This is a genomic window from Streptomyces sp. E2N166 (assembly GCF_003671715.1).
Taxonomy (GTDB): domain Bacteria; phylum Actinomycetota; class Actinomycetes; order Streptomycetales; family Streptomycetaceae; genus Streptomyces; species Streptomyces thinghirensis.
The window spans coordinates 1,856,112-1,876,387 of sequence record NZ_RAIF01000032.1 but is presented as its reverse complement, the minus strand read 5'-3'; the positions used below and the strand labels follow the sequence as shown (position 1 = coordinate 1,876,387).

The window sequence follows — 20,276 nt, the reverse complement described above, 5'->3', positions numbered from 1 at the left end:
ACTCGGTCGCGAGCACAGTGGAGCCCGCGGTGATCAGGGCGTTGGCCAGTACCCACGGGACCCAGAGGGCGACGACCGCCACGGCGAGGCTGGAGGCGATCCCCACTCCGCCGCCGCAGAGCACGAAACGGGCGAAGGAAGCGAAGGACCCGGGTGCCCGCTGCCGACTCTGTGCTGTCTCCATGATCCGCCCCCTGCCGGCTCACCAACGAAACGCGCACTTCCCGATCCGTGCGACCGTCGCCCCGTCGTTTCCAACACCAGAAACGCTACGTTGCGTTCACCAAATGGGCAATCGATTTATCGCACTTGAGTACTATCGTCGCAGGCAGCAGTCTTTTAATCGTTGCAATGCCCCAAACTTAATGCAACGAAATCTACTGCCGTTCGTTGCAATGACAGAACCATTGGGCGTCCGCCCCTACGCCACCGCATAGTCTTTCCCCCATGACGCGCGCGTGGGTGTTGCCGATGGCGTTCGTGGTCTGCGGCGTACTCCTCGCGACCACGCGGTTCGTCGACGGGTCTCCCGGTGTCGCCGTCGCACTTCTGCTGGCGTTCGCCCTGCTCGCGGGCCTGCACTCGCCGTTGGCGTTCCCCCGGTCGATCGGAGCGGTGGAGGCACAACGCCGGAGCGCGGTCGACGGCCGGCCGATCGTCTACTGGCGGGCGGGCTGCAAGTACTGCCTGCGCCTGCGGTTCCGGTTGGGTCGCAGCTCACGTCGGCTGCATTGGGTCGACATCTGGCGTGACCCGGCCGGAGCCGCGGTGGTACGAACCGCCAACAAGGGCGATGAGACCGTGCCGACCGTCATGGTGGCAGGCCGGCCGCACGTCAACCCCGACCCCGATTGGCTGCGCGGACAGCTCCCTGGGACCGGCCCCTGAACGGCCGGCGAGCAGCGCGCGTTACCGCCCCGGTGGTGTGGCGGCCTGCCGGCCCAGGCACGTGCCTCGTGTGATGCCTGGGTGGGGCGGAGGTCAGTGGCCGGCGGCGACGCCGGACAGTTCGTTCGTGCGCGCCCGGGATGACCGGCGAAGCGTCACCGCCGGCCTGGTTGCCGATACGGCCGTACTCGGCTGACCCGGATGTTGTGCGGCGCCAACTCGTTGGCGGCCATCACGTGATTCCTTTCGCCGAGGCTACACGGTATGCGTCCCGCACCATATGAGTGTGATGCGTCAGCTGGGCAGGCGAAGGGTTCGACGGCTTGGGGGAACGGGATGCTGACCGGGATCGTGATCGACGCGCTGGATGTCGCGCGCATGGACCGCTTCTGGTCGGACGCGACGCGCGGCCGGACGGGCGGCCTGCGGCTGCGGTTCGCGCCGACCGCGAAGCCGAAGACGGAACACCCGACTCCAGGAGTCGCGCGTTGACCCCCGGCTGTCCGGGCGTCGAGCCGCTCCCGCGAAAGCTGCCCTGTCCGCCCCGCCGACCGCGAGGTCAGTCCGCCACGAGGACGACCTCCAGGGTCCGGGGTCCGTGGACGCCTTCCACCCGGTCGAGTTCGATGTCGCTCGTCGCGGACGGGCCGGAGATCCACGTGGTCGGGCGGGTCGGGTCGAGGCGCGGCAGGGCCTGCGGGAGCGAGGCGACCACCTGACCGAGTACGTCGACGACGCAGATGTGCAGGTCGGGGACGAGGGTGAGGGCACGTCTGCCCTGCCCCGGGCCGGCGTCGAGTACGACGGTGCCGGTCTCCGCGACGGCGAGGGCGCAGCCGGTGACCACGGCGTCGGCGGAGTCGAGTTCTGCCGGGGTCAGGGGCGGGTCGTCGTATCGTCGCCGGGCGTCCGAGCCGGCCAGCCAGGCGCCGGGCAGGCCCGGCGGTACGACGACGGAACGTGCGCCGTGGTCGGCCAGGAGCCGGCCGATGAGCGACGGAAGTCCCTGCCGGGTACCGCGGTGCACGCCGGCCCGGTAGTCGACGAGGTTCTCGTGGAGGAGGTCGAGCACCGTGGCGGGGTCGTCCGGCGTGTGGGTCACGAGATAGTCGCGCGTGACCTCGGGGGCCTCGGGCGCTTCGGCGAGGGCCCTGCGCACCCTGCCCAGGACACGGTCGCGGGAGGAGGACGGAGACGTCATGCGTGGTTCTTCTTCCACCAGTCACGGAAGGGTTCGGGGGGCATGGCCGGCAGGTCGCGGCTGTTGGTCCACTCACGCGCGCCGGGGCCGGGAAGCCGTTTGGGATGCAGCTTCCGGGTCCTGGAGGCGAGTCGTTCACCGGCGTTGAGGGCGGCCGGGTGGTCGAGCAGCCAGGTCGCCGTCCGCATCGCGACCCCCTCCAGGCGGTGCCCCTTGCCGCCTTGGTCGGCGACCTTCTCCCGCAGGTGGACCAGCACCTCGGGGATGTCGATGGCGACCGGGCACACCTCGTAGCAGGCGCCGCACAGCGAGGACGCGTACGGCAGGGACGCGTCGATCTCGCTGCCCGTGCCCCGCAGTTGCGGACTGAGGATCGCGCCGATCGGCCCCGGGTACACCGAGCCGTAGGCGTGGCCGCCGGCCCGCTCGTAGACCGGGCAGACGTTCAGGCACGCCGAGCAGCGGATGCAGCGCAGTGCCTGACGGCCGACCTCGTCGGCGAGGGTGTCGGTGCGGCCGTTGTCCAGCAGGACCAGGTGGAAGGTGCGAGGGCCGTCCCCGTCGGTGGTGCCGGTCCACATGGACGTGTACGGGTTCATCCGCTCGGCCGTCGAGGAGCGGGGCAGGGTCTGCAGGAAGACCTCCAGATCGCGCCAGGTGGGCACGATCTTCTCGATGCCGACGACCGAGATCAGGGTCTCGGGCAGGGTCAGGCACATCCGGCCGTTGCCCTCGGATTCCACGACCACGAGGGTGCCGGTCTCGGCGACCATGAAGTTGGCGCCGGAGATGCCGACCCTGGCGCGCAGGAACTTCTCCCGCAGGTGCAGCCGGGCCGCCTCGGCGAGTTCGGCGGGCGTGTCGGTGAGACCCTCGGGCGCCGGCCGGCCCCACTCGCCCATCTCGGAGCGGAAGATGTCCCGGATCTCGCCGCGGTTGCGGTGGATCGCCGGCACCAGGATGTGCGAGGGCCGGTCCCCGCCCAACTGCACGATCAGCTCGGCGAGATCGGTCTCGTAGGCGCGGATGCCCTCCGCCTCCAGCGCCTCGTTGAGACCGGTCTCCTGCGTCGCCATCGACTTGACCTTGACGACCTCCGACTCCCCGGTCGCCTTCACCAGATCCGCGACGATCCGGTTGGCCTCCTCGGCGTCGGCGGCCCAGTGCACGGTCCCCCCGGCCGCCGTGACCGCCTCCTCCACCCGCACCAGATACCGGTCCAGATACCGCAGCGTGTGATCCTTGATCCGCTTCCCGGCCTCACGCAGCCGCGCCCAGTCGTCCAGCTCCGCGACCGCCCGCGCCCGCTTGTCCCGGATGGTGTGCGTCGCGTGCCGCAGATTCCCGCGCAACGTCGGATCGTGTACGGCCTCCCGTGCCGCCTCGGGGAAGGACGGCATCCCCAGATAGGTCCCACTCATCGCAGCGGCTCCTCTTCCGTGCTCGCGAGAATCTCCGCGAGGTGCAGTGCCCGCTGTGGTGCCTCCTGGCGGCGCAGCATACCGCCGAGGTGCATGAGGCAGGAGTTGTCGGCGCCGCACAGCACGTCCGCGTCCGTGGACAGGGCGTTGCGGATCTTGTCGTCGCCCATCGCCTCGGACACGTCGGCGTTCTTCACGGCGAACGTGCCGCCGAAGCCGCAGCACTCCTCGGCGCCCGGCAGTTCGACGAGTTCCAGTCCTTTCACCGCCTCCAGCAGCCGACGGGGCCGGTCGCGCAGGCCGAGCACGCGCAGCCCGTGGCAGGAGGGGTGGTAGGTGACCGTGTGAGGGAAGTAGGCGCCCACGTCCGTCACCCCGAGCACGTCCACGAGGAACTCGGTCAGCTCGTGCACGTGCGGCGCGAGGGACGCGGCGGCGTCGGCCAGCTCCCCGCCCCGGCCCTCGGCCACCGCCTTGGCACCGATCCGGGGGTAGTTGTCGCGGACCATGGCGACGCAGGAGCCGGAGGGGGTGACGACGTGGTCGTAGCCCTCGAAGGCCCGGGCCATGCGGCGCACCAGCGGCTCGGTCGCGCGCCGGTAGCCGGTGTTGTACTGCGGCTGGCCGCAGCAGGTCTGGGCGGCGGGGAATTCCACCTCGACTCCGAGGCGCTCCAGCACCTTGACGGTGGCGATCGCCGTGGACGGGTAGAGGGCGTCGTTGACGCAGGTGGCGAAGAGGGCTACGCGCATCAGGGCTCCGTTCGGGCAGGGCTGAGCCTGGCGGCTGCGGCGTCCCAGGCCGCGCTGTCGCCGCGTGGGGTGTAGCGCCGGAGGTGCTGGGTCGAGGCGACGAGTCGGCGCATCGCCGCCAGGTCGGCCACCAGCCCCGCGGCTCGGGCCTGGACGAGGATGTTGCCGAGGGCGGTGGCTTCGGTGGGCCCGGCGACGACGGGCAGTCCGGTGGCGTCGGCGGTGAGTTGGCAGAGCAGGTCGTTGCGTGAGCCGCCGCCGACGAGGTGGACGTGGGTGATGTCGCGGCCGGCGAGTTCGGCCGCCTGTCGCAGGGTGCGGCGGTGGGCCAGCGCCAGGCTCTCCAGGATGCAGCGGACGACGGCACCCCGGCTGCCGGGGGCCGGCTGGTCCGTACGGCGGCAGTACTCGCGGATCCGTTCCGGCATGTCGCCCGGGGCGAGGAAGCCGGGGTCGTCCGGGTCGATGACCGCGCCGAACGCCGTGGACCGGGCGGCCTCGGCGAGGAGTACGGGGATGTGTGTGGGCGGGCCCTGCGTTTCCCAGGTCCGGCGGCACTCCTCGAGCAGCCACATGCCCATGATGTTGCGGAGGTAGCGGACGGTGCCGTCCACGCCCAGTTCGTTGGTGAAGTTCGCGGCCCGGGAGGCCTCGGTCAGCACCGGGGCGTCCAGTTCGAGGCCGGCCAGGGACCAGGTACCGCACGAGATGTAGGCGAAGTGCGGTTCGGTGGCCGGGACGGCGGCGACCGCGGAGGCGGTGTCGTGCGAGGCGACGGTGACGACCGGGGTGCTCGCGTCGAGACCGGTGTGGGCGGCGACGTGCGGCAGGAGGGTCCCGGCCGGGTCGCCGGGGTGGCGCAGAGGCGGCAGCAGAGCCGGGTCGATGGAGAGCCGGTCGAGGAGTTCCCCGGACCAGGCGCGTTCGCGGGCGTCGAAGAGGCCCGTGGTGGACGCGTTGGTCGCCTCCGCCCCGATGGTTCCGGTCAGCCAGTGGACGAGCAGGTCCGGGATCAGCAGCAGGGTGCGGGCAGCCTCCAACTGACTGCTGCCCGCTGCCGAGGCGAGCTGGAAGACGGTGTTGAACGGCAGGTGCTGGAGCCCGGTGATCCGGTACAGCTCCTCGGGCCCGACGCGGGGCCGGACGCGCTGGGCGGCGTCGTCGGTGCGGCTGTCCCGGTAGTGGTGCGGGGTGCCGAGGAGTACGCCGTCGCCGTCGAGCAGCCCGTAGTCCACCGCCCACGTGTCCACGCCGATGGAGACGACCGAACCGGCCCGAGCGGCCTCCCGCAGACCGTCGACGGTTCCCTGGAACAGTGCGAGCAGGTTCCAGTGCAGTCCGTCGGGCAGGCGTACGGGCGTGTTGGGGAACCGGTGCGCCTCGGTCAGGTCGAGGTTGTCCGGCCCTACCCGGCCGAGGATCACCCGGCCGCTGGTGGCCCCGAGGTCGACCGCGGCGAACGCCGAGGGGAAGGCCGAGGAGGCCGGGATGGTGGTCACGTGGTGTTACCTCCGCTGTGCGCGGCGAGGAGTGGGGTCCCTGATGCCGCCGCGCGCGTCGCAACGGCATCAGGGCGGGCTCGTGGGTCAGCGCAGGAAGGCCGCGGCGACACCCGCGTCCACCGGGATGTGCAGGCCGGTGGTGTGGGTGAGGTCGCCGCCGGTGAGGGCGAAGACCGCGTTCGCCACGTGCTCGGGCAGCACCTCGCGCTTGAGCAGCGTGCGCTGGGCGTAGAACTCGCCCAGTTTCTCCTCCTCCACGCCGTACACGGCGGCCCGCTCGGCGCCCCAGCCGCCGGCGAAGATGCCGGAGCCGCGGACGACTCCGTCGGGGTTGACTCCGTTGACGCGGATGCCGTGCGCGCCGAGCTCGGCCGCCAGCAGCCGCACCTGGTGGGCCTGGTCGGCCTTGGTGGCGGAGTAGGCGATGTTGTTGGGTCCCGCGAACACGGCGTTCTTGGAGGCGACGTAGACGATGTCGCCGCCGAGCTGCTGCGCGGTCATCACCCGGGCGGCCTCGCGGGAGACCAGGAAGGAGCCGCGGGCCATGATGTCGTGCTGGAGGTCCCAGTCCTTGGCCGTCGTCTCCAGCAGCGGCTTGGAGATGGAGATGCCGGCGTTGTTGACGACCAGGTCGACGCCTCCGAAGGCGAGTACGGCCTCGGCGAACGCGGCGGTGATCTGCTCCTCGCTGGTGACGTCCGCGGTGACGGCCACGGCCTTGTCGGGGCCGCCGAGTTCCTCGGCGACGGCCGCCGCGTTCGTGGCGTCGAGGTCGGCCACCACGACGCAGGCGCCCTCGGCGGCGAGCCGGTGGGCGATGGCCCTGCCGATGCCGGAGCCGGCGCCCGTGACGAGCGCGACCCGGGTGGCCAGCGGCTTGGGCGCGGGCATCCGGCGCAGCTTGGCCTCCTCCAGGTCCCAGTACTCGATGCGGAACTTCTCGGACTCCTCGATGGGGCTGTAGGCGGAGACGGCCTCGGCGCCGCGCATCACGTTGATCGCGTTGACGTAGAACTCGCCGGCGACCCGGGCGGTCTGCTTGTCCTTGCCGAAGGAGAACATGCCGACTCCGGGCACCAGCACGATCGCCGGGTCGGCGCCGCGCATGGCCGGTGAGCCGGGGACGGCGTGCCGTTCGTAGTACGCCCGGTACTCGGCGCGGTACTCGGCGTGCAGTTCCGTCAGCCGGGCGATCGCCTGCTCCAGCGGTGCACCGGCCGGCAGGTCCAGGACCAGCGGTCGGACCTTGGTGCGCAGGAAGTGGTCGGGGCACGACGTGCCCAGGGCCGCGAGACGCGGGTGCTCGGTGCGGGAGAGGAAGTCCAGCACCGTCTCGGAGTCCGTGAAGTGGCCGACCTGCGGCAGGTCGGCGGAGGCGATGGCGCGGACGTGCGGGGCGAGCGCGGCGGCACGGGCGCGCCGCTCCGCGTCGGGCAGCGGCTCGTGGCCGTCCAGCACCGGGCCGAACGGCTCGGGGCGGCCCTTGTCGGCGAGGAACGCCTCGGCGGTGCGGATGATGTGCAGCGAGTTGGCCTCGCACTCCTCGGCGGTGGCGCCCCACGCGGTGACACCGTGGCCGCCGAGGACGCAGCCGACGGCCTGCGGGTTGGCCTCCTTGACCGCGGCGATGTCCAGACCGAGCTGGAATCCGGGCCGCCGCCACGGCACCCACACGACCGTGTCGCCGAAGCATTCGGCGGTCAGCTTCTCGCCGTCGGCCGCGCAGGCCAGCGCGATACCCGAGTCGGGGTGCAGGTGGTCCACATGGGCCGCGTCGACCAGACCGTGCATGGCGGTGTCGATGGACGGCGCGGCGCCGCCCCTGCCGTGCAGGCAGTAGTCGAACGCGGCGACCATCTCGTCCTCGCGCTCCACGCCCGGGTAGACACCCTTCAGGGCGTGCAGCCGGTCCAGGCGCAGCACGGCCAGTCCTTCGGCCTTCAGCGTGCCCAGGTCGCCGCCGGAGCCCTTGACCCACAGCAGCTCCAGCTCGCCACCGGTGACGGGGTCGGTGGCGGTGCCCTTGGCGGAGGTGTTGCCACCCGCGTAGTTGGTGTTGCGCGGGTCCGAGCCCAGCCGGTGCGAGCGCGCCAGGAGCCCGGCGACTTCGGGATGAATGGCGGAGGCCATGATGCTCTTTCCTTCGGATGAGTTGACGACGGAGGATGCCCGAGGTCGCGCGGCGCCCCGGAATTGCGGCTACGCGCCCCAGCCGGCCTGCTCGCCGCCCACGCGTTCGGCTACGATCCGCTCCTGCCAGCCGCTGGCGCGGTAGGCGGCGACCGGGTCGGGGTTCAGGCCCTTCTCCTCGCGGATCTCCGCCAGCAGCGGCCGGACGTCGGTGTTGTACGCGTCCATCAGGACGGCGTTGGACGCCAGGACGTCGCCCGCCGCCTGGGCCGCGGCCAGTGCCTCGTCGTCGACCAACAGCGCCTTCGCGGTGGCTTCCTGGACGTTCATCACCGAACGGATGATCGCCGGGATCTTCGCCTCGATGTTGTGGCACTGGTCGAGCATGAAGGCCACGCCGGCGGCGGGGTCGAGGCCGCCGTTCTTGACGACCTCGCGGAGGATCCTGAAGAGCTGGAAGGGGTCGGCGGCGCCGACCATCAGGTCGTCGTCGGCGTAGAAGCGGGAGTTGAAGTCGAAGCCGCCGAGCTTTCCCTCGCGGAGCAATACGGCGACGATGAACTCGATGTTGGTACCCGGCGCGTGGTGCCCGGTGTCCACGACGACCTGTGCCTTCGCACCGAGCTGCAGGCAGTGCGCGTAGGCCGTGCCCCAGTCGGGGACATCGGTCGTGTAGAACGCGGGCTCGAAGAACTTGTACTCCAGAAGCATGCGCTGGTCCTCGCCCAGGCGCTCGTAGACGGCGTGGAGGGCTTCGGCGAGCCGCTCCTGGCGGGCCGTGATGTCGTCCTGGCCGGGGTAGTTGGTGCCGTCGGCGAACCACAGCTTCAGGTCGCGGGAGCCGGTGGCGTCCATGATGTCGACGCACTCCATGAGGTGCGCGAGCGCCTTGCGCCGCACCGCGGCGTCCGGATGGCAGACACTGCCGAGTCTGTAGTCGTCGTCCTGGAAGACGTTGGCGTTGATGGCGCCCAGTTCCAGGCCGCGGTCCTTCGCGTGCGCGGCCAGCGCCGCGTAGTCGTCCACCTCGTCCCAGGGGATGTGCAACGCCACCCGGGGGGTTACGCCGGTGAACTCGTGCACCTTGGCGGCGTCGTCCAGCTTCTCGCGCGGGGTGCGCGGCACGCCTGGCTGCGCGAACACCTTGAAACGCGTGCCGGAGTTGCCGTAGCCCCAGGAAGGCGTCTCGACCCGCTGGTCGGCGAGTGCGGTTCTCACGGCAGTGATGTCAGGCATGTCCACCTCTGGATGCGCAAGTTGCCCCCTCATGGGGTACTTGAATTGACCTGTCGTATGAATCGATTCAGGTTGCGCCCGAAACTAACCCGTGACGCCACCTCCGTCAAGGGTCTCCGCAGGGCTCGACCCAGCTACTTCCTGCCTTATGACGGCGAGAACCGAGCGACCGCACGGGTCCCGGACCCTTGACGTCCCGGACGCGCTGAAGCTAGCTTCCCGGCAACTCCATTGAAACATTTCACTGCGGTGTTTCCGCTCGGCACACGTACGGGAGACAACCCATGACTCATCCCGAACCGGAGACCACTCCGGTGCTCGCCCTGGAGGGAGTGAGTAAGTCCTTCGGCGCCGTCCGAGCCCTGCGCGACGTCTCGCTGCGGCTGTACGCCGGCGAGGCCCACGCACTGGCGGGCGAGAACGGTGCCGGCAAGTCCACCCTGATCAAATCTCTCGCAGGCGTGCACCGTCCGGACACCGGAACGGTCCTCCTCGACGGCGAGCCGGTGGACTTCCACAGCCCGGCGGACGCCCGCGACGCGGGGATCGCCGTGATCTACCAGGAGCCGACGCTCTTCCCCGACCTGTCCGTCGCGGAGAACATCTTCATCGGACGACAGCCCCGGCGCTCCCTGGGCAGGGTGAACCACCGTACGGTCAAGACGGCCGCGGCCGAACTCTTCGCCCGCCTCGGTGTCGCCCTCGACCCCGACCGGCCGGCCCGCGGACTCTCCATCGCCGACCAGCAGTTGGTCGAGATCGCCAAGGCCCTGTCCCTCGACGCCCGGGTCCTCATCATGGACGAGCCGACGGCGGCGCTCACCGGCAGCGAGGTGGCCCGGCTGTTCGGCGTGGTCGAGACGCTGCGCGAGCAGGGATCGGCGGTGCTGTTCATCTCGCACCGCCTGGAGGAGATCTTCGAGCTGTGCCAGCGGGTCACCACCCTTCGGGATGGTGCCTGGATCGCCAGTGAACCCCTGTCCGACCTCGACGAGGACGGTCTGGTGCGCCGCATGGTCGGCCGCGACCTGGAGGAGCTCTACCCCAAGCAGCAGACCCGGATCGGCGAGGTCGCCCTCAGCGTGCGCCGGCTGACGCGCGAAGGCGTGTTCACCGACGTCTCCTTCGACGTCCGGCGCGGCGAGATACTCGGCCTCGCCGGCCTGGTCGGGGCGGGTCGCAGCGAAGTGGCCCGCGCGGTCTTCGGCGTCGACCGGTTCGACGGCGGTGAGGTCGAGGTGCTCGGCCGGAAGCTTTCGCCGGGAGCTCCGAGCCTGGCCATGGCCGCCGGACTCGCCCTGGTACCGGAGGACCGCCGCGCCCAGGGCTTGGTTATGGACATGTCCATCGAGCGGAACATCGGCCTCACCGGCTTCGCGGCCACCTCCCGGGCCGGGCTGATGAACCGGCGGGCCGAGCGCAGCCGCGCCGTGGACTGGGCGACGAGGCTCCAGGTGAAGTACGCACGCCTGGCCGACGTCGTGGGGACGCTCTCGGGCGGCAACCAGCAGAAGGTCGTACTGGCCAAGTGGCTCGCCACGGCCCCCCAGGTGCTGATCGTGGACGAGCCGACCCGCGGTATCGACGTGGGGACGAAGGCGGAGGTGCACCGTCTGCTGTCCTCACTCGCCGCCGACGGGGTGGCGGTGCTGATGATCTCGTCCGACCTGCCGGAGATCCTCGGCATGGCCGACCGGGTCCTGGTGATGCACGAGGGCCGGCTGACCGCGGAGATCCCCCGGGCGGAAGCGACCGAGGAGAGCGTGATGGCAGCCGCGACCGGCCGCACCGACCGAGGGAGGAAGGCGGCATGACCACGACCGTCGAGCCGGTGCGGCCAGAGGTCGCACCCGAGTCCGTCGCCGCGCGGCGGCTCATGGACAGGATATTCAAGGCCCGCGAACTGGCCGTGATCGCGGTGCTGGTGGTGATGCTCGGCGCGACCCAGCTGTCCAACTCCGAGTTCCTCTCGCAGCAGGGCATCAGGGACCTGATGCTGAACGCGACCATCCTCGTGCTGGTCGCGATCGGCCAGGCGATGGTGGTGATCACCCGCAACGTCGACCTGTCGGTCGGCTCCGTGCTGGGCATCTCCGCCTTCGCCGCGGGGCTCCACCTCAAGGACGGCGGCCACCCGATCATCGCCGTCCTGCTGGCCGTGGGGGTCGGCGCGCTGTTCGGCGTGGTCAACGGCGCACTGGTGAGTCTGGGCAAGGTGCCGGCGCTGGTGGTGACCCTGGGCACCCTCTACATCGTCCGCGGCATCGACTCGATCTGGGTCGGCTCCCGCCAGATCACGGCGAGCGCCCTGCCCGACGGCTTCGTGGACTTCGGCAGCGACGGCATCGGGGTCGTCCCCTACCTCGCGCTGCTCACTCTTGCCGCCCTGGTCGTCGTGGCCTACTACCTCCGCAACTACCGCAGCGGACGGGACATGTACGCCCTGGGGTCCAACCCGGAGGCCGCCCGGCTCGCCGGTGTCCCGGTCCGGGCCCGCGTCATGACGGCCTACGTGGTCTGCGGGGCGCTCGCCGGACTCGCCGGCGCCCTGTACCTCGCCAGGTTCGGCAACGTCGACTCCAACACCGGCAACGGGTACGAACTCGTCGTGGTGAGCGCCGTCGTCGTCGGCGGCGTCGCCTTCACCGGCGGATCGGGCACCGTGTACGGCGCCGCGCTCGGCGCCGTACTGCTGACCTCCATCAACGGTGTGCTCCCGGCCCTCGGCGTGAGTTCGGTCTGGGTCACCGCCATCAACGGCTTCCTGCTGCTGCTCGCCATCGCCGTCGACCGGGTTCTGGCGCTCAGAGTCGCCGGAGCCCTCCGCAAGAAGGCCGCCCAGTCGAGGAGTGCCCGTCATGCCTGACCCCACCGTCAAGTCTCCCGTGCTCTCCCGTCTCGGCGGCGCGGTGCGCTGGGACACCTCGGTCGGCGTTCTGCTGGTCGTCCTGCTGATCTGTTCGTTCTCCTTCGTGGAGAACTTCGGCAACGCCCTGAACGTGTCGTTCCTCATCGGCAACACCCTGCCCATCGCCCTGATCGCCCTGCCGATGGCCATGCTCGTGGTCTCCGGCGAGGTGGATCTCTCGGTGGCCTCCACGGCCGGTCTCTCCAGTGCCGTGATGGGCGCGCTGTGGAACGCCGGCATGGCGATCGAGACGATCATCCCGCTCTGCGTTCTGCTCGGCGTGGTGTGCGGCCTGGTCAACGGCCTGCTCGTCACCCGGCTCGGGCTGCCCTCGCTGGCCGTCACCATCGGCACGCTCGGCGCCTACCGGGGCATCGCGCAGATCGTGCTCGGCTCCGACTCCGTGACCGACTTCCCCGTTCAGTACCTGGACTTCGGGGCCGGCCGGTTCGGGGACACGTTCCTCCCGTACGCCGTCGTCCCGTTCGTCATCCTGCTGGCGATCGCCGTCGTCGTGCTGCACGCCACCCGCTTCGGCCGGTCGCTGTTCGCCGTCGGCGCCTCCGAGGAGGCCGCTCGCTTCGCCGGTGTCCGGGTCAAGCGGCTCAAGCTGGCCATGTTCGTGTCCACGGGCGTGATCTCCGCTCTCACCGGTGTCTTCTGGACGCTGCACTACGCCAGCGCCCGCTACGACAACGCCACCGGGCTGGAACTGTCCGTGATCGCCGCGGTGCTGCTCGGCGGCATCGACTTCGACGGCGGCAAGGGCACGCTCGGCGGCGCCATCGCGGGTGTGTTCCTGCTCGGCACGATGCAGAACGTCATGAGTCTGCTGAACGTCTCCGCCCAGTCCCAGACCGTGGCGACCGGAGTCCTCCTGGTCATCTCCGTTCTCGCCCCGCGGATCGGCCGCCGGATCTCCCAGGCACGGGCCAGAGGGAGAACGGCCGCCCCACCGCTGACGGCCCCTTCCACGTAGTCCCTCGCCGCTGACTTCCCTTTGACGCCCTCCCTCCCCTCGCTCCCTCACAGGTAAAGGAACTTCCCATGCCCGGCACCACCGCCAGATCACGCCGCCTGACCCTCCTACTCGCCGCGGTCACCGCACTCACGCTCGGCGCCACCGCCTGCGGCGGCACCACCAAGGACGACGCGTCCAAGGACAACGGCAGCGCCGCCGTCGGCAAGGCGGACCCCGACGCGGAGACCAAGAAGGGCCTCACCGTCGCCTTCCTGCCCAAGCAGGTCAACAACCCGTACTTCACCACCGCCGACAAGGGCGGCGAGAAGGCGCTCGACGAACTGGGCTCCACCTACAAGGAGGTCGGCACCAGCAGCGGCACCGACACCGCCGGCCAGGTCAGCTACGTCAACACCCTGACCCAGCAGCAGGTCGACGCCATGGCCGTCTCCGCGCAGGACCCCGGCGCCCTGTGCACCGCGCTCAAGCAGGCCATGCGCAACGGCGTCAGTGTCGTCACCTACGACTCCGACACCAACAAGGACTGCCGTCAGGTGTTCGTCTCCCCGGCCTCCGCCGAGGACCTCGGGCGCACCCAGGTCGAACTGCTGGCCAAGCAGATCGGCGGCAAGGGCGAGATCGCGATCCTGTCCGCGGCGCAGACCGCGACGAACCAGAACACCTGGATCGACGTCATGAAGGAGGAACTGAAGAAGCCCGCCTACAAGGACATCAAGCTCGTCAAGACCGCCTACGGCGACGACGACGCCCAGAAGTCGTTCCAGCAGACCCAGGGCCTGCTGCAGGAGTACCCGAACCTGAAGGGCATCATCTCCCCCACCACCGTCGGCATCAAGGCGGCCGCCCAGTACCTGTCCGGCTCCAAGTACAAGGGCAAGGTCAAGCTCACGGGACTCGGCACCCCGAACGACATGCGCGCCTACGTCAAGAACGGCACCGTCCAGGAGTTCGAGCTGTGGGAGCCGGCCAAGCTCGGCGCACTCGCCGCCCACGTCGCGGTCGCCCTCGAATCCGGGCAGATCACCGGCAAGGAGGGCGAGACCTTCAACGCCGGCGACCTCGGCACCATGACCATCGGCGCGGACGGTGTGGTCTCCCCGGGCGAGCCGACCGTCTTCGACAAGGCCAACATCGACGAGTACGACTTCTGATCCGTACGAAACTCGTGGGGCCCCGGCATCACCGGGGCCCCACTCTCGGCAACAGGGTGATCCGATGCAACGCGTCTGCTTTCTTCTCAAGGTCCGCTCCGAGATGGTCGCCGAATACCGCGAGCGCCACAGGGACGTGTGGGCCGACATGCTCGCCGCGCTCTCCCGAGCCGGCTGGCGCAACTACTCCCTCTTCCTGCGGGAGGACGGCCTGCTCGTCGGCTATCTGGAGACCGACGACTTCGAGGCGGCCCGGGCGGCCATGGACGCGACCGAGGTGAACACGCGCTGGCAGGCCGAGATGGCGGGGTTCTTCGAAGCACTGGACGGACAGGCACCCGATGCCGCCATGCGTCCCCTCACCGAGGTCTTCCACCTGGCCTGACCCGGAGCCCCCGCTTCGCAGGTCGAACGCTTCCCCGGACCGGCTCGACGGGCGGGGCAGAACAGCAGGGAACACACATGACGCACTCCACGCCGACGGTCGGCATCAAGGACGTGGCACGGGAGGCCGGCGTCTCCGTGGGCACGGTCTCCAACGTGCTCAACCGGCCGGGCCGGGTCTCGCGGCGGACCCGTCGTCATGTGGAGCAGGTGATCGCGCGGCTGGGCTACGTGCGCAGTGAGTCCGCCCGGCAACTGCGGGCGGGCCGCAGCCGTGTCATGGCGCTGCTCGTCCTCGACATGGGCAATCCGTTCTTCGTCGACCTGGCCCAGGGAGCCGAGCGCACGGCCCGGGAGGCGGGACTCGCCGTCACACTGTGCAACAGCGCGCAGAGTCCGCGAAAGGAGGCGGAGTACCTCGAACTCTTCGCCGAGCAGCGGGTCCGCGGGGTACTGGTCACCCCCGCCGATCCGAGCGGGCGCAGCCTGGGCGACTTCCGCCGGCACGGTATTCCCTACGTACTGGTGGACCGGGTGGCCGGCGACGCGGAGGGGTGCTCCGTCTCGGTCGACGACGTCACCGGCGGTGCTCTGGCGATCCGTCACCTCACCGGCGCCGGGCACGGTTCAGTCGCCTACGTCAGCGGACCGCCCCATCTGAGGCAGGTGCGGGACCGTCGGGCCGGGGCGCTGGAAGCCGTCGCCCAGGCCGGCCTGCCTCCCACGGCGTTGCGGGAGATCCCCACCGAACGCCTCGACGTGGCCGCCGGACGCGACGCGGGGGCCCGACTGCTGGGCCTGGCACAGCGGCCCACCGCCGTCTTCTGCGCCAACGACCTGCTGGCCCTCGGCGTGCTCCAGTTCATGTACACGGCGGGGGTCAAGGTCCCCGACGACCTGGCCATCGTCGGGTACGACGACATCGAGTTCGCCGCCGCGGCGACCGTACCGCTGACCTCCGTCCGCCAGCCCGCCCGCGCCATGGGCGCCATGGCCGCGGACCTGCTTCTCCAGGAAGCCGGCGACCGGGCGGACGAGCACCGTCACCAGCACGTGGTGCTCCAACCCGAGCTGGTCGTCCGCGGTTCGAGCCTGCCCGGTCGCTGAGGCCCGCCGCGCGGCCAATATGTTCGTGGAAGGGGAAACCCGACCCGGGACCCGCGTTCTTCACTCGTTGACGAACAGAGTTTGTACTCACTGATGACAAACTCATAGACGCGGCAAGCAAAAGGCTCCTATGGTATCCGACGCCCGGTCGTCTTCAGGCATCTCGCGCACACCAACGCGTCACCCCCGGGGAGGATGCATGAGCCCACGGTCCCGCTCCAGAACCCGCGGACGGCTGGCCGGTCTGGTCGCCGTCTCGTTCCTGTTCGGCTGCTTCACTTCCACGCCCGCAGGCGCCGCCGACACGGCCGACGACCTGCCGCCGCAGGAACCGGGCGTCACACTGCGCGTCTTCGACATCGGACAGCCGATGAACGAGATCTGCGTGCTCAAGCCCGGACAGACCCCGAACGTCGACAAGCTGATGCCCGTCATCGACTTCTCCACGGCCGAGGACTTCGGCATCGGTGACAACTTCGTCTCGCAGGTGATCGCGAACATCGAGGTCCCCGAGGACGGGGCCTACACCTTCCGGCTGACCAGCGACGACGGCTCGCGCCTGAGCATCGACGACCGGACGGTCATCGATCACGACGGCCTTCACGCGGCCGAGCCCAAGGACGGCACGACGACACTGACCGCCGGTCACCACGCCCTGCGTGTCGACCACTTCGACCGATTGAACGACCAGCGGGTGACGCTGGAGTGGAAGCCGCCCGGCGCGGCGGACTTCTCCCTCGTGCCGAACTCCGCCCTGAGCACCGACGCCGACGTCGTACGGGTCACGGCCCCCGGCCGCAAGCAGTGCGAGAGCGGCACCGACACCCCCGGCGACGGGCTGCCCCTGGACGGCGTGCACCCCGACTACACGCTGACGGACCTGCGGCCCGACGGCTTCGAACCCCAGGTCACCGGCATGGACTGGCTCCCGGACGGCCGGATGGCCATCACCACGTGGGGCGGCACCGACAAGACCGAGGGCGAGGTGTACCTCCTCGACAACGTCACCGGCGCGACCGGTCCCGACAAGGTGACGGCGAAGAAGGTGGCGAGCGGCCTCAAGGAGCCCATGGGCATCAAGGCCCTCGACGGGGCCCTGTACGTGTCGCAGAAGCACGAGCTCACCGAGCTGCGCGACACCGACGGCGACGACGTCACCGACGCGCGGCGCACCGTGGCGACCTGGCCGTACGGCGGCAACTTCCACGAGTTCGCCTTCGGCCTGCTCTACCGCGACGGGCACTTCTATCTCAACCTCTCCGTCGCGATCAACTACGGCGGCGCGACGACGGACCCGCAGCCGGCGCCGAACCGGGGCACCACGATCAAGGTGAACAAGAGGACCGGCAAGGTGACCTACCTCGCCGGCGGCCTGCGCACCCCGAACGGCATCGGCTGGGGCCCCGGCGGCGACCTCTTCGTCGCCGACAACCAGGGCGGCTGGCTCCCGGCGTCGAAGCTGGTCCGTATCAAACCCGACCGCTTCTTCAACCACTACACCAACCCGGCCGGCCCGTTCGACGACCAGCCGGTGACCGAACCGGTGCTGTGGCTGCCGCAGAACGAGATCGCCAACTCCCCCAGCACCCCGATCCTGTTGAAGAAGGGCCCGTACGCCGGCCAGATGCTGTTCGGCGACGTCACCTACGGCGGACTGCAGCGCGCCTTCCTGGAGAAGGTGAAGGGCAAGGACCAGGGCGCGGTCTTCCGCCACACCCAGGGCCTGGAGGCGGGCGTCAACCGCATCACCCAGGGCCCGGACGGCGCGATCTACGCGGGCGGCCTGGGCGCCGGGGGCAACTGGGGCCAGGAGGGCAAGCTGACCCACGGTCTGCAGAAGCTCACCCCGAACGGCGGCAAGGCGTTCGACATCCGGGCCATGCGCGCCAAGCGGGGCGGTTTCGAGCTGGAGTACACCCGGCCGCTGTCCCAGGAGACGGCGGACGAGCTCGCCGAGAGCTACCGGGTCGAGCAGTGGCGCTATGTGCCGACACCGGCGTACGGCGGCCCCAAGGTCGACGAGGAGACCCTCACCGTTACCTCCGCACGGCTGTCCGAGGACCGGAAGAAGGTCACGCTGCGGATCACGGGGCTCAAGCCCGACCGTGTGGTGCACGTCCGCTCACCACGTCCGTTCAGCTCGGCCGAGGGTGAGAAGCTGTGGAGCACCGAGGCCTGGTACACGCTCAACGCCATGCCGGGCAAGCAGCCCCCGACGACGACGTACGAGGCGGAGGAGGCGCGGCGCTCCGGCGGCGCCGGCGTCGACACCGAGCACACGGGTTACTCCGGCAGCGGCTTCGTGGACGGCTACGGCACCCAGGGCGCGGCCACCTCGTTCACCGTCGACGTGGACAGGAAGGGCACCTACGACGTGGCCCTGCGGTACGCGAACGGGCCGAACCCCTTCACCGGCACCAAGACGGTGAGCGTGTACGTGGACGGCCGGAAGGTGAGGCAGTCGAGCCTGCTCAGTACGGGCGGCTGGGACGACTGGTCCACGCGGACCGAGTCGCTGAGGCTACGCAAGGGCGCCAACACCATCACCTACCGGGTGGACGAGGGCGATACCGGGCACGTCAACCTCGACATGATCAGTGTGCATCCCGAGGGCGAGCGCGTCGTCCTGTTCGACGGCGCCGACCGCGCGGCCTGGCAGCAGACGGACGGCCGCACCGCTCAGTGGCCGCTGACGGACGGCGGGATGGAGGTGTGCTGCGGCGACCTGCGCACGAAGCAGGCGTTCGGCGACTTCAAGCTCCATGCCGAGTTCTGGCTGCCCGAGCTGCCCCCGGACGTCACGGGCCAGAACCGGGCCAACAGCGGCATCTACCTCCAGGACCGTTACGAGATCCAGATCCTGGACTCGTTCGGTGACACCACGCCCGCGGACAACGAGGCCGCCGCGATCTATCAGCAGAAGGCCGCCGACGCCAACGCGGCCCGCCCGCCGGGCACCTGGCAGACGTACGACATCACCTTCCGCGCGGCGCGCTTCGACGACCAGGGCGCCAAGACGCGGGACGCGCGCGTGACGGTGGTGTGGAACGGCGTGACGGTCCACGAGGACGTGGCACTCAGCGGCCCGACCGCCGGGGGCGCGCAGGAAGGGCCGACAGCGGGCGCGCTCCGCCTACAGGACCACGGCGACAAGGTGCGGTACCGCGACATCTGGATCGAGCCGTTGTCGTAGCGGCTCACGAGACGGTGGCCGGCCCGGACGTGCCCGGGCCGGCCACCGCCGTCCGGCTCACGTCGGTGGTGCGACCGACAGAGGCGGCCGCGGCGAAGGCGAAAGCGTCTGCTCCGACCAGATGACCTTTCCGGTCTCGGTGTAGCGGGTTCCCCAGCGGTCGGCCAGCTGGGCCACGAGGAACAGGCCGCGGCCGCCCTCGTCGGTCGTGGCCGCGTTGCGCAGGTGCGGTGCGGTGCTGCACGCCCCGCGTCCGGCGGATCCGTACCGGATCCCGGCACGGGGAGCGTCACCGCCGACGCCCTATGGCGTACGCGCGTAGACCTCGGGCACCATTCGTCCTGCACCGAGGTGTCCGACCGTCCCCGGCGGCACTTCGACTGCGGCGAGGAGAGCGGCACGGTGCTTCAAGTGGAGTTCGACGAAGGCGCGTTGACCCGACTGGGGGTGGCACCGGGCACCGACCCCCTCTGGGAGACGGCGCTCAGCCTTCACCTGCTGCAGAACGGTCAGGAATCCCTGGCCTACGACCCCTGGCGGCGCGAGGTGCGCGGCGCCCTGCGCCGCACCGGACTCGCCGACGATGTCCGGGCGTTGCTGCCGCTGTGCCCACCCGCGGGGTACTTTCCTGACTTCCTCACACCCGGTCGTGGTGATCTTGCGCTGGAGGACGGCGTTGACCGGGTGCAGTCGACGCCCCGGCGCAGACTCGTCGCCGAACTGGCCCGGCTGTGCGCGGACTTGCGGGGGCCGGTGCCGCGCAGTGTGCGGTGGGTGGCCACCGGTGACGCGTCCCCGCTGCGCTGGCTGGGCGGTACCCTGCGGCGCTATCACGCCGTTGCCGTGGCACCGTACCTGTCCGTGATCCGCGGGCGGGCCGCGGAGGACCGCGCCGGTCGTGCCGAGGCTGCTCTCGACGGCGGCGCCGAGGCGCTGCTGGCGAGCTACGCGGAGCTGCCGGGCTGGCGGCGGCAGGGCTCCCGGCTCGTGGCCCCCTATCCCGAGCCCCGGCTGCTGCGTCTGGGCGGGCGCCCGCTGACCCTGCTGCCCGGCTTCTTCTGCGTGCGTACCCCGCTGGCCCTGGTGGACGAGTCGCTGCCGCTCGTGCTGGTACATCCGCTGGGCCCGGCGCCGGGCTGGCTCCCCCGGTTGCGTGCCGGTGCGGCCAAACCGTCCGTCGCCCAGCTGATCGGTGCTTCCCGGGCCCACGTCCTGGAGGCGCTGGAGATCCCGTTGACGACGACGGCCCTGGCCACGGCGCTTCGCCTGGCTCCGTCCACGGCGAGCCGGCACGCGGCCGTGCTGCGTGAGGCGGGGCTGGTGGCGACCCGCCGCGAGGGCAATCGGGTGCTGCACCGCCGCACCGCGCTGGGATGTGCGCTGCTGGACGGGGCGGCTCCCGCGGTGGGGGCCGCCCCGGC

16 protein-coding genes and 2 pseudogenes are annotated in these 20,276 nt (G+C 70.6%); 10 read left to right on the top strand and 8 right to left on the bottom strand.

Annotated features, from left to right (window positions below; all coding sequences use genetic code 11):
* Positions 1-184, bottom strand: a pseudogene (locus EBH09_RS35600) (hypothetical protein); the annotation flags it as partial.
* Positions 185-447: 263 nt separating this feature from the next.
* Between EBH09_RS35600 and EBH09_RS35595 the strand changes: the two are divergent.
* Together EBH09_RS35595 and EBH09_RS38135 are read left to right on the top strand one after the other, a co-directional pair.
* Entirely contained in the window at positions 448-888 is a 441-nt protein-coding gene (locus tag EBH09_RS35595) for a glutaredoxin domain-containing protein (RefSeq protein ID WP_121750884.1), read from the top strand.
* Positions 889-1,224: 336 nt separating this feature from the next.
* Entirely contained in the window at positions 1,225-1,380 is a 156-nt protein-coding gene (locus tag EBH09_RS38135) for a hypothetical protein (RefSeq protein WP_193776766.1), read from the top strand.
* Between the two features lie 67 nt (positions 1,381-1,447).
* Here the strand turns inward: EBH09_RS38135 and EBH09_RS35590 are convergent, their stop codons facing one another.
* The 6 genes from EBH09_RS35590 to rhaI form a co-directional block, all read right to left on the bottom strand.
* Positions 1,448-2,089 (bottom strand): LUD domain-containing protein, encoded by a 642-nt coding sequence (locus EBH09_RS35590; protein ID WP_121750883.1) that lies wholly within the window; start codon positions 2,087-2,089, stop codon positions 1,448-1,450.
* On the bottom strand, positions 2,086-3,510 hold the full coding sequence (locus EBH09_RS35585; RefSeq protein ID WP_121750882.1) for a LutB/LldF family L-lactate oxidation iron-sulfur protein: 1,425 nt from the start codon (positions 3,508-3,510) through the stop codon (positions 2,086-2,088). Before EBH09_RS35585 ends, EBH09_RS35590 begins: the two co-directional genes overlap by 4 nt.
* Positions 3,507-4,262, bottom strand: coding sequence for a (Fe-S)-binding protein (locus EBH09_RS35580; protein WP_121750881.1), 756 nt, complete (start codon positions 4,260-4,262; stop codon positions 3,507-3,509). Before EBH09_RS35580 ends, EBH09_RS35585 begins: the two co-directional genes overlap by 4 nt.
* Positions 4,262-5,752: a rhamnulokinase family protein gene (locus EBH09_RS35575; protein WP_121751180.1), complete on the bottom strand. Its 1,491-nt coding sequence runs from the start codon at positions 5,750-5,752 to the stop codon at positions 4,262-4,264. The genes EBH09_RS35580 and EBH09_RS35575 overlap by 1 nt, the downstream gene beginning before the upstream one ends.
* A gap of 96 nt (positions 5,753-5,848) precedes the next feature.
* Positions 5,849-7,894 (bottom strand): bifunctional aldolase/short-chain dehydrogenase, encoded by a 2,046-nt coding sequence (locus EBH09_RS35570; RefSeq protein ID WP_121750880.1) that lies wholly within the window; start codon positions 7,892-7,894, stop codon positions 5,849-5,851.
* A gap of 69 nt (positions 7,895-7,963) precedes the next feature.
* A complete protein-coding gene (rhaI, locus tag EBH09_RS35565; RefSeq protein WP_121751179.1) occupies positions 7,964-9,130 on the bottom strand; it encodes an L-rhamnose isomerase in 1,167 nt (388 codons plus the stop codon).
* 284 nt (positions 9,131-9,414) lie between these two features.
* On the opposite strand from rhaI, the gene EBH09_RS35560 reads away from it, so the two are divergent.
* The 7 genes from EBH09_RS35560 to EBH09_RS35530 all read left to right on the top strand — a co-directional run bounded on the left by EBH09_RS35560 (position 9,415) and on the right by EBH09_RS35530 (position 18,855).
* Positions 9,415-10,944 carry a sugar ABC transporter ATP-binding protein gene (locus EBH09_RS35560; RefSeq protein WP_121750879.1) on the top strand — a complete coding sequence of 510 codons (1,530 nt, stop codon included), beginning with the start codon at positions 9,415-9,417 and terminating at the stop codon, positions 10,942-10,944.
* On the top strand, positions 10,941-11,996 hold the full coding sequence (locus EBH09_RS35555) for an ABC transporter permease (RefSeq protein WP_121750878.1): 1,056 nt from the start codon (positions 10,941-10,943) through the stop codon (positions 11,994-11,996). The genes EBH09_RS35560 and EBH09_RS35555 overlap by 4 nt, the downstream gene beginning before the upstream one ends.
* Positions 11,989-13,017 (top strand): ABC transporter permease, encoded by a 1,029-nt coding sequence (locus EBH09_RS35550; RefSeq protein ID WP_121750877.1) that lies wholly within the window; start codon positions 11,989-11,991, stop codon positions 13,015-13,017. Before EBH09_RS35555 ends, EBH09_RS35550 begins: the two co-directional genes overlap by 8 nt.
* 68 nt (positions 13,018-13,085) lie before the next feature.
* Positions 13,086-14,171, top strand: coding sequence for a rhamnose ABC transporter substrate-binding protein (rhaS, locus tag EBH09_RS35545; protein ID WP_121750876.1), 1,086 nt, complete (start codon positions 13,086-13,088; stop codon positions 14,169-14,171).
* 64 nt (positions 14,172-14,235) lie between these two features.
* On the top strand, positions 14,236-14,556 hold the full coding sequence (locus tag EBH09_RS35540) for an L-rhamnose mutarotase (protein WP_121750875.1): 321 nt from the start codon (positions 14,236-14,238) through the stop codon (positions 14,554-14,556).
* Between the two features lie 77 nt (positions 14,557-14,633).
* Complete coding sequence (locus tag EBH09_RS35535; RefSeq protein ID WP_121750874.1) at positions 14,634-15,662, top strand: LacI family DNA-binding transcriptional regulator; 1,029 nt, start codon at positions 14,634-14,636, stop codon at positions 15,660-15,662.
* 199 nt (positions 15,663-15,861) lie between these two features.
* The gene (locus tag EBH09_RS35530; protein ID WP_121750873.1) at positions 15,862-18,855 is read left to right on the top strand and encodes a family 16 glycoside hydrolase; all 2,994 of its coding nucleotides are present in this window, start codon (positions 15,862-15,864) and stop codon (positions 18,853-18,855) included.
* Positions 18,856-18,912: 57 nt separating this feature from the next.
* Here EBH09_RS35530 and EBH09_RS39615 read toward each other — a convergent pair.
* A pseudogene (locus EBH09_RS39615) lies at positions 18,913-19,095 on the bottom strand (ATP-binding protein); the annotation flags it as partial.
* A gap of 171 nt (positions 19,096-19,266) precedes the next feature.
* Between EBH09_RS39615 and EBH09_RS35520 the strand changes: the two are divergent.
* Positions 19,267-20,276: helix-turn-helix domain-containing protein (locus EBH09_RS35520; RefSeq protein ID WP_238697540.1), on the top strand; the 1,010-nt coding region annotated here is incomplete at its 3' end.

What these genes read in the sequence shown, in the direction of transcription:
- EBH09_RS35595 (WP_121750884.1), top strand. Translation starts at nt 448, where the DNA reads ATGACGCGCGCGTGGGTGTTGCCGATGGCGTTCGTGGTCTGCGGCGTA.
- EBH09_RS38135 (WP_193776766.1), top strand. Translation starts at nt 1,225, where the DNA reads ATGCTGACCGGGATCGTGATCGACGCGCTGGATGTCGCGCGCATGGAC.
- EBH09_RS35590 (WP_121750883.1), bottom strand. Translation starts at nt 2,089, where the DNA reads ATGACGTCTCCGTCCTCCTCCCGCGACCGTGTCCTGGGCAGGGTGCGC.
- EBH09_RS35585 (WP_121750882.1), bottom strand. Translation starts at nt 3,510, where the DNA reads ATGAGTGGGACCTATCTGGGGATGCCGTCCTTCCCCGAGGCGGCACGG.
- EBH09_RS35580 (WP_121750881.1), bottom strand. Translation starts at nt 4,262, where the DNA reads ATGCGCGTAGCCCTCTTCGCCACCTGCGTCAACGACGCCCTCTACCCG.
- EBH09_RS35570 (WP_121750880.1), bottom strand. Translation starts at nt 7,894, where the DNA reads ATGGCCTCCGCCATTCATCCCGAAGTCGCCGGGCTCCTGGCGCGCTCG.
- rhaI (WP_121751179.1), bottom strand. Translation starts at nt 9,130, where the DNA reads ATGCCTGACATCACTGCCGTGAGAACCGCACTCGCCGACCAGCGGGTC.
- EBH09_RS35560 (WP_121750879.1), top strand. Translation starts at nt 9,415, where the DNA reads ATGACTCATCCCGAACCGGAGACCACTCCGGTGCTCGCCCTGGAGGGA.
- EBH09_RS35555 (WP_121750878.1), top strand. Translation starts at nt 10,941, where the DNA reads ATGACCACGACCGTCGAGCCGGTGCGGCCAGAGGTCGCACCCGAGTCC.
- EBH09_RS35550 (WP_121750877.1), top strand. Translation starts at nt 11,989, where the DNA reads ATGCCTGACCCCACCGTCAAGTCTCCCGTGCTCTCCCGTCTCGGCGGC.
- rhaS (WP_121750876.1), top strand. Translation starts at nt 13,086, where the DNA reads ATGCCCGGCACCACCGCCAGATCACGCCGCCTGACCCTCCTACTCGCC.
- EBH09_RS35540 (WP_121750875.1), top strand. Translation starts at nt 14,236, where the DNA reads ATGCAACGCGTCTGCTTTCTTCTCAAGGTCCGCTCCGAGATGGTCGCC.
- EBH09_RS35535 (WP_121750874.1), top strand. Translation starts at nt 14,634, where the DNA reads ATGACGCACTCCACGCCGACGGTCGGCATCAAGGACGTGGCACGGGAG.
- EBH09_RS35530 (WP_121750873.1), top strand. Translation starts at nt 15,862, where the DNA reads ATGAGCCCACGGTCCCGCTCCAGAACCCGCGGACGGCTGGCCGGTCTG.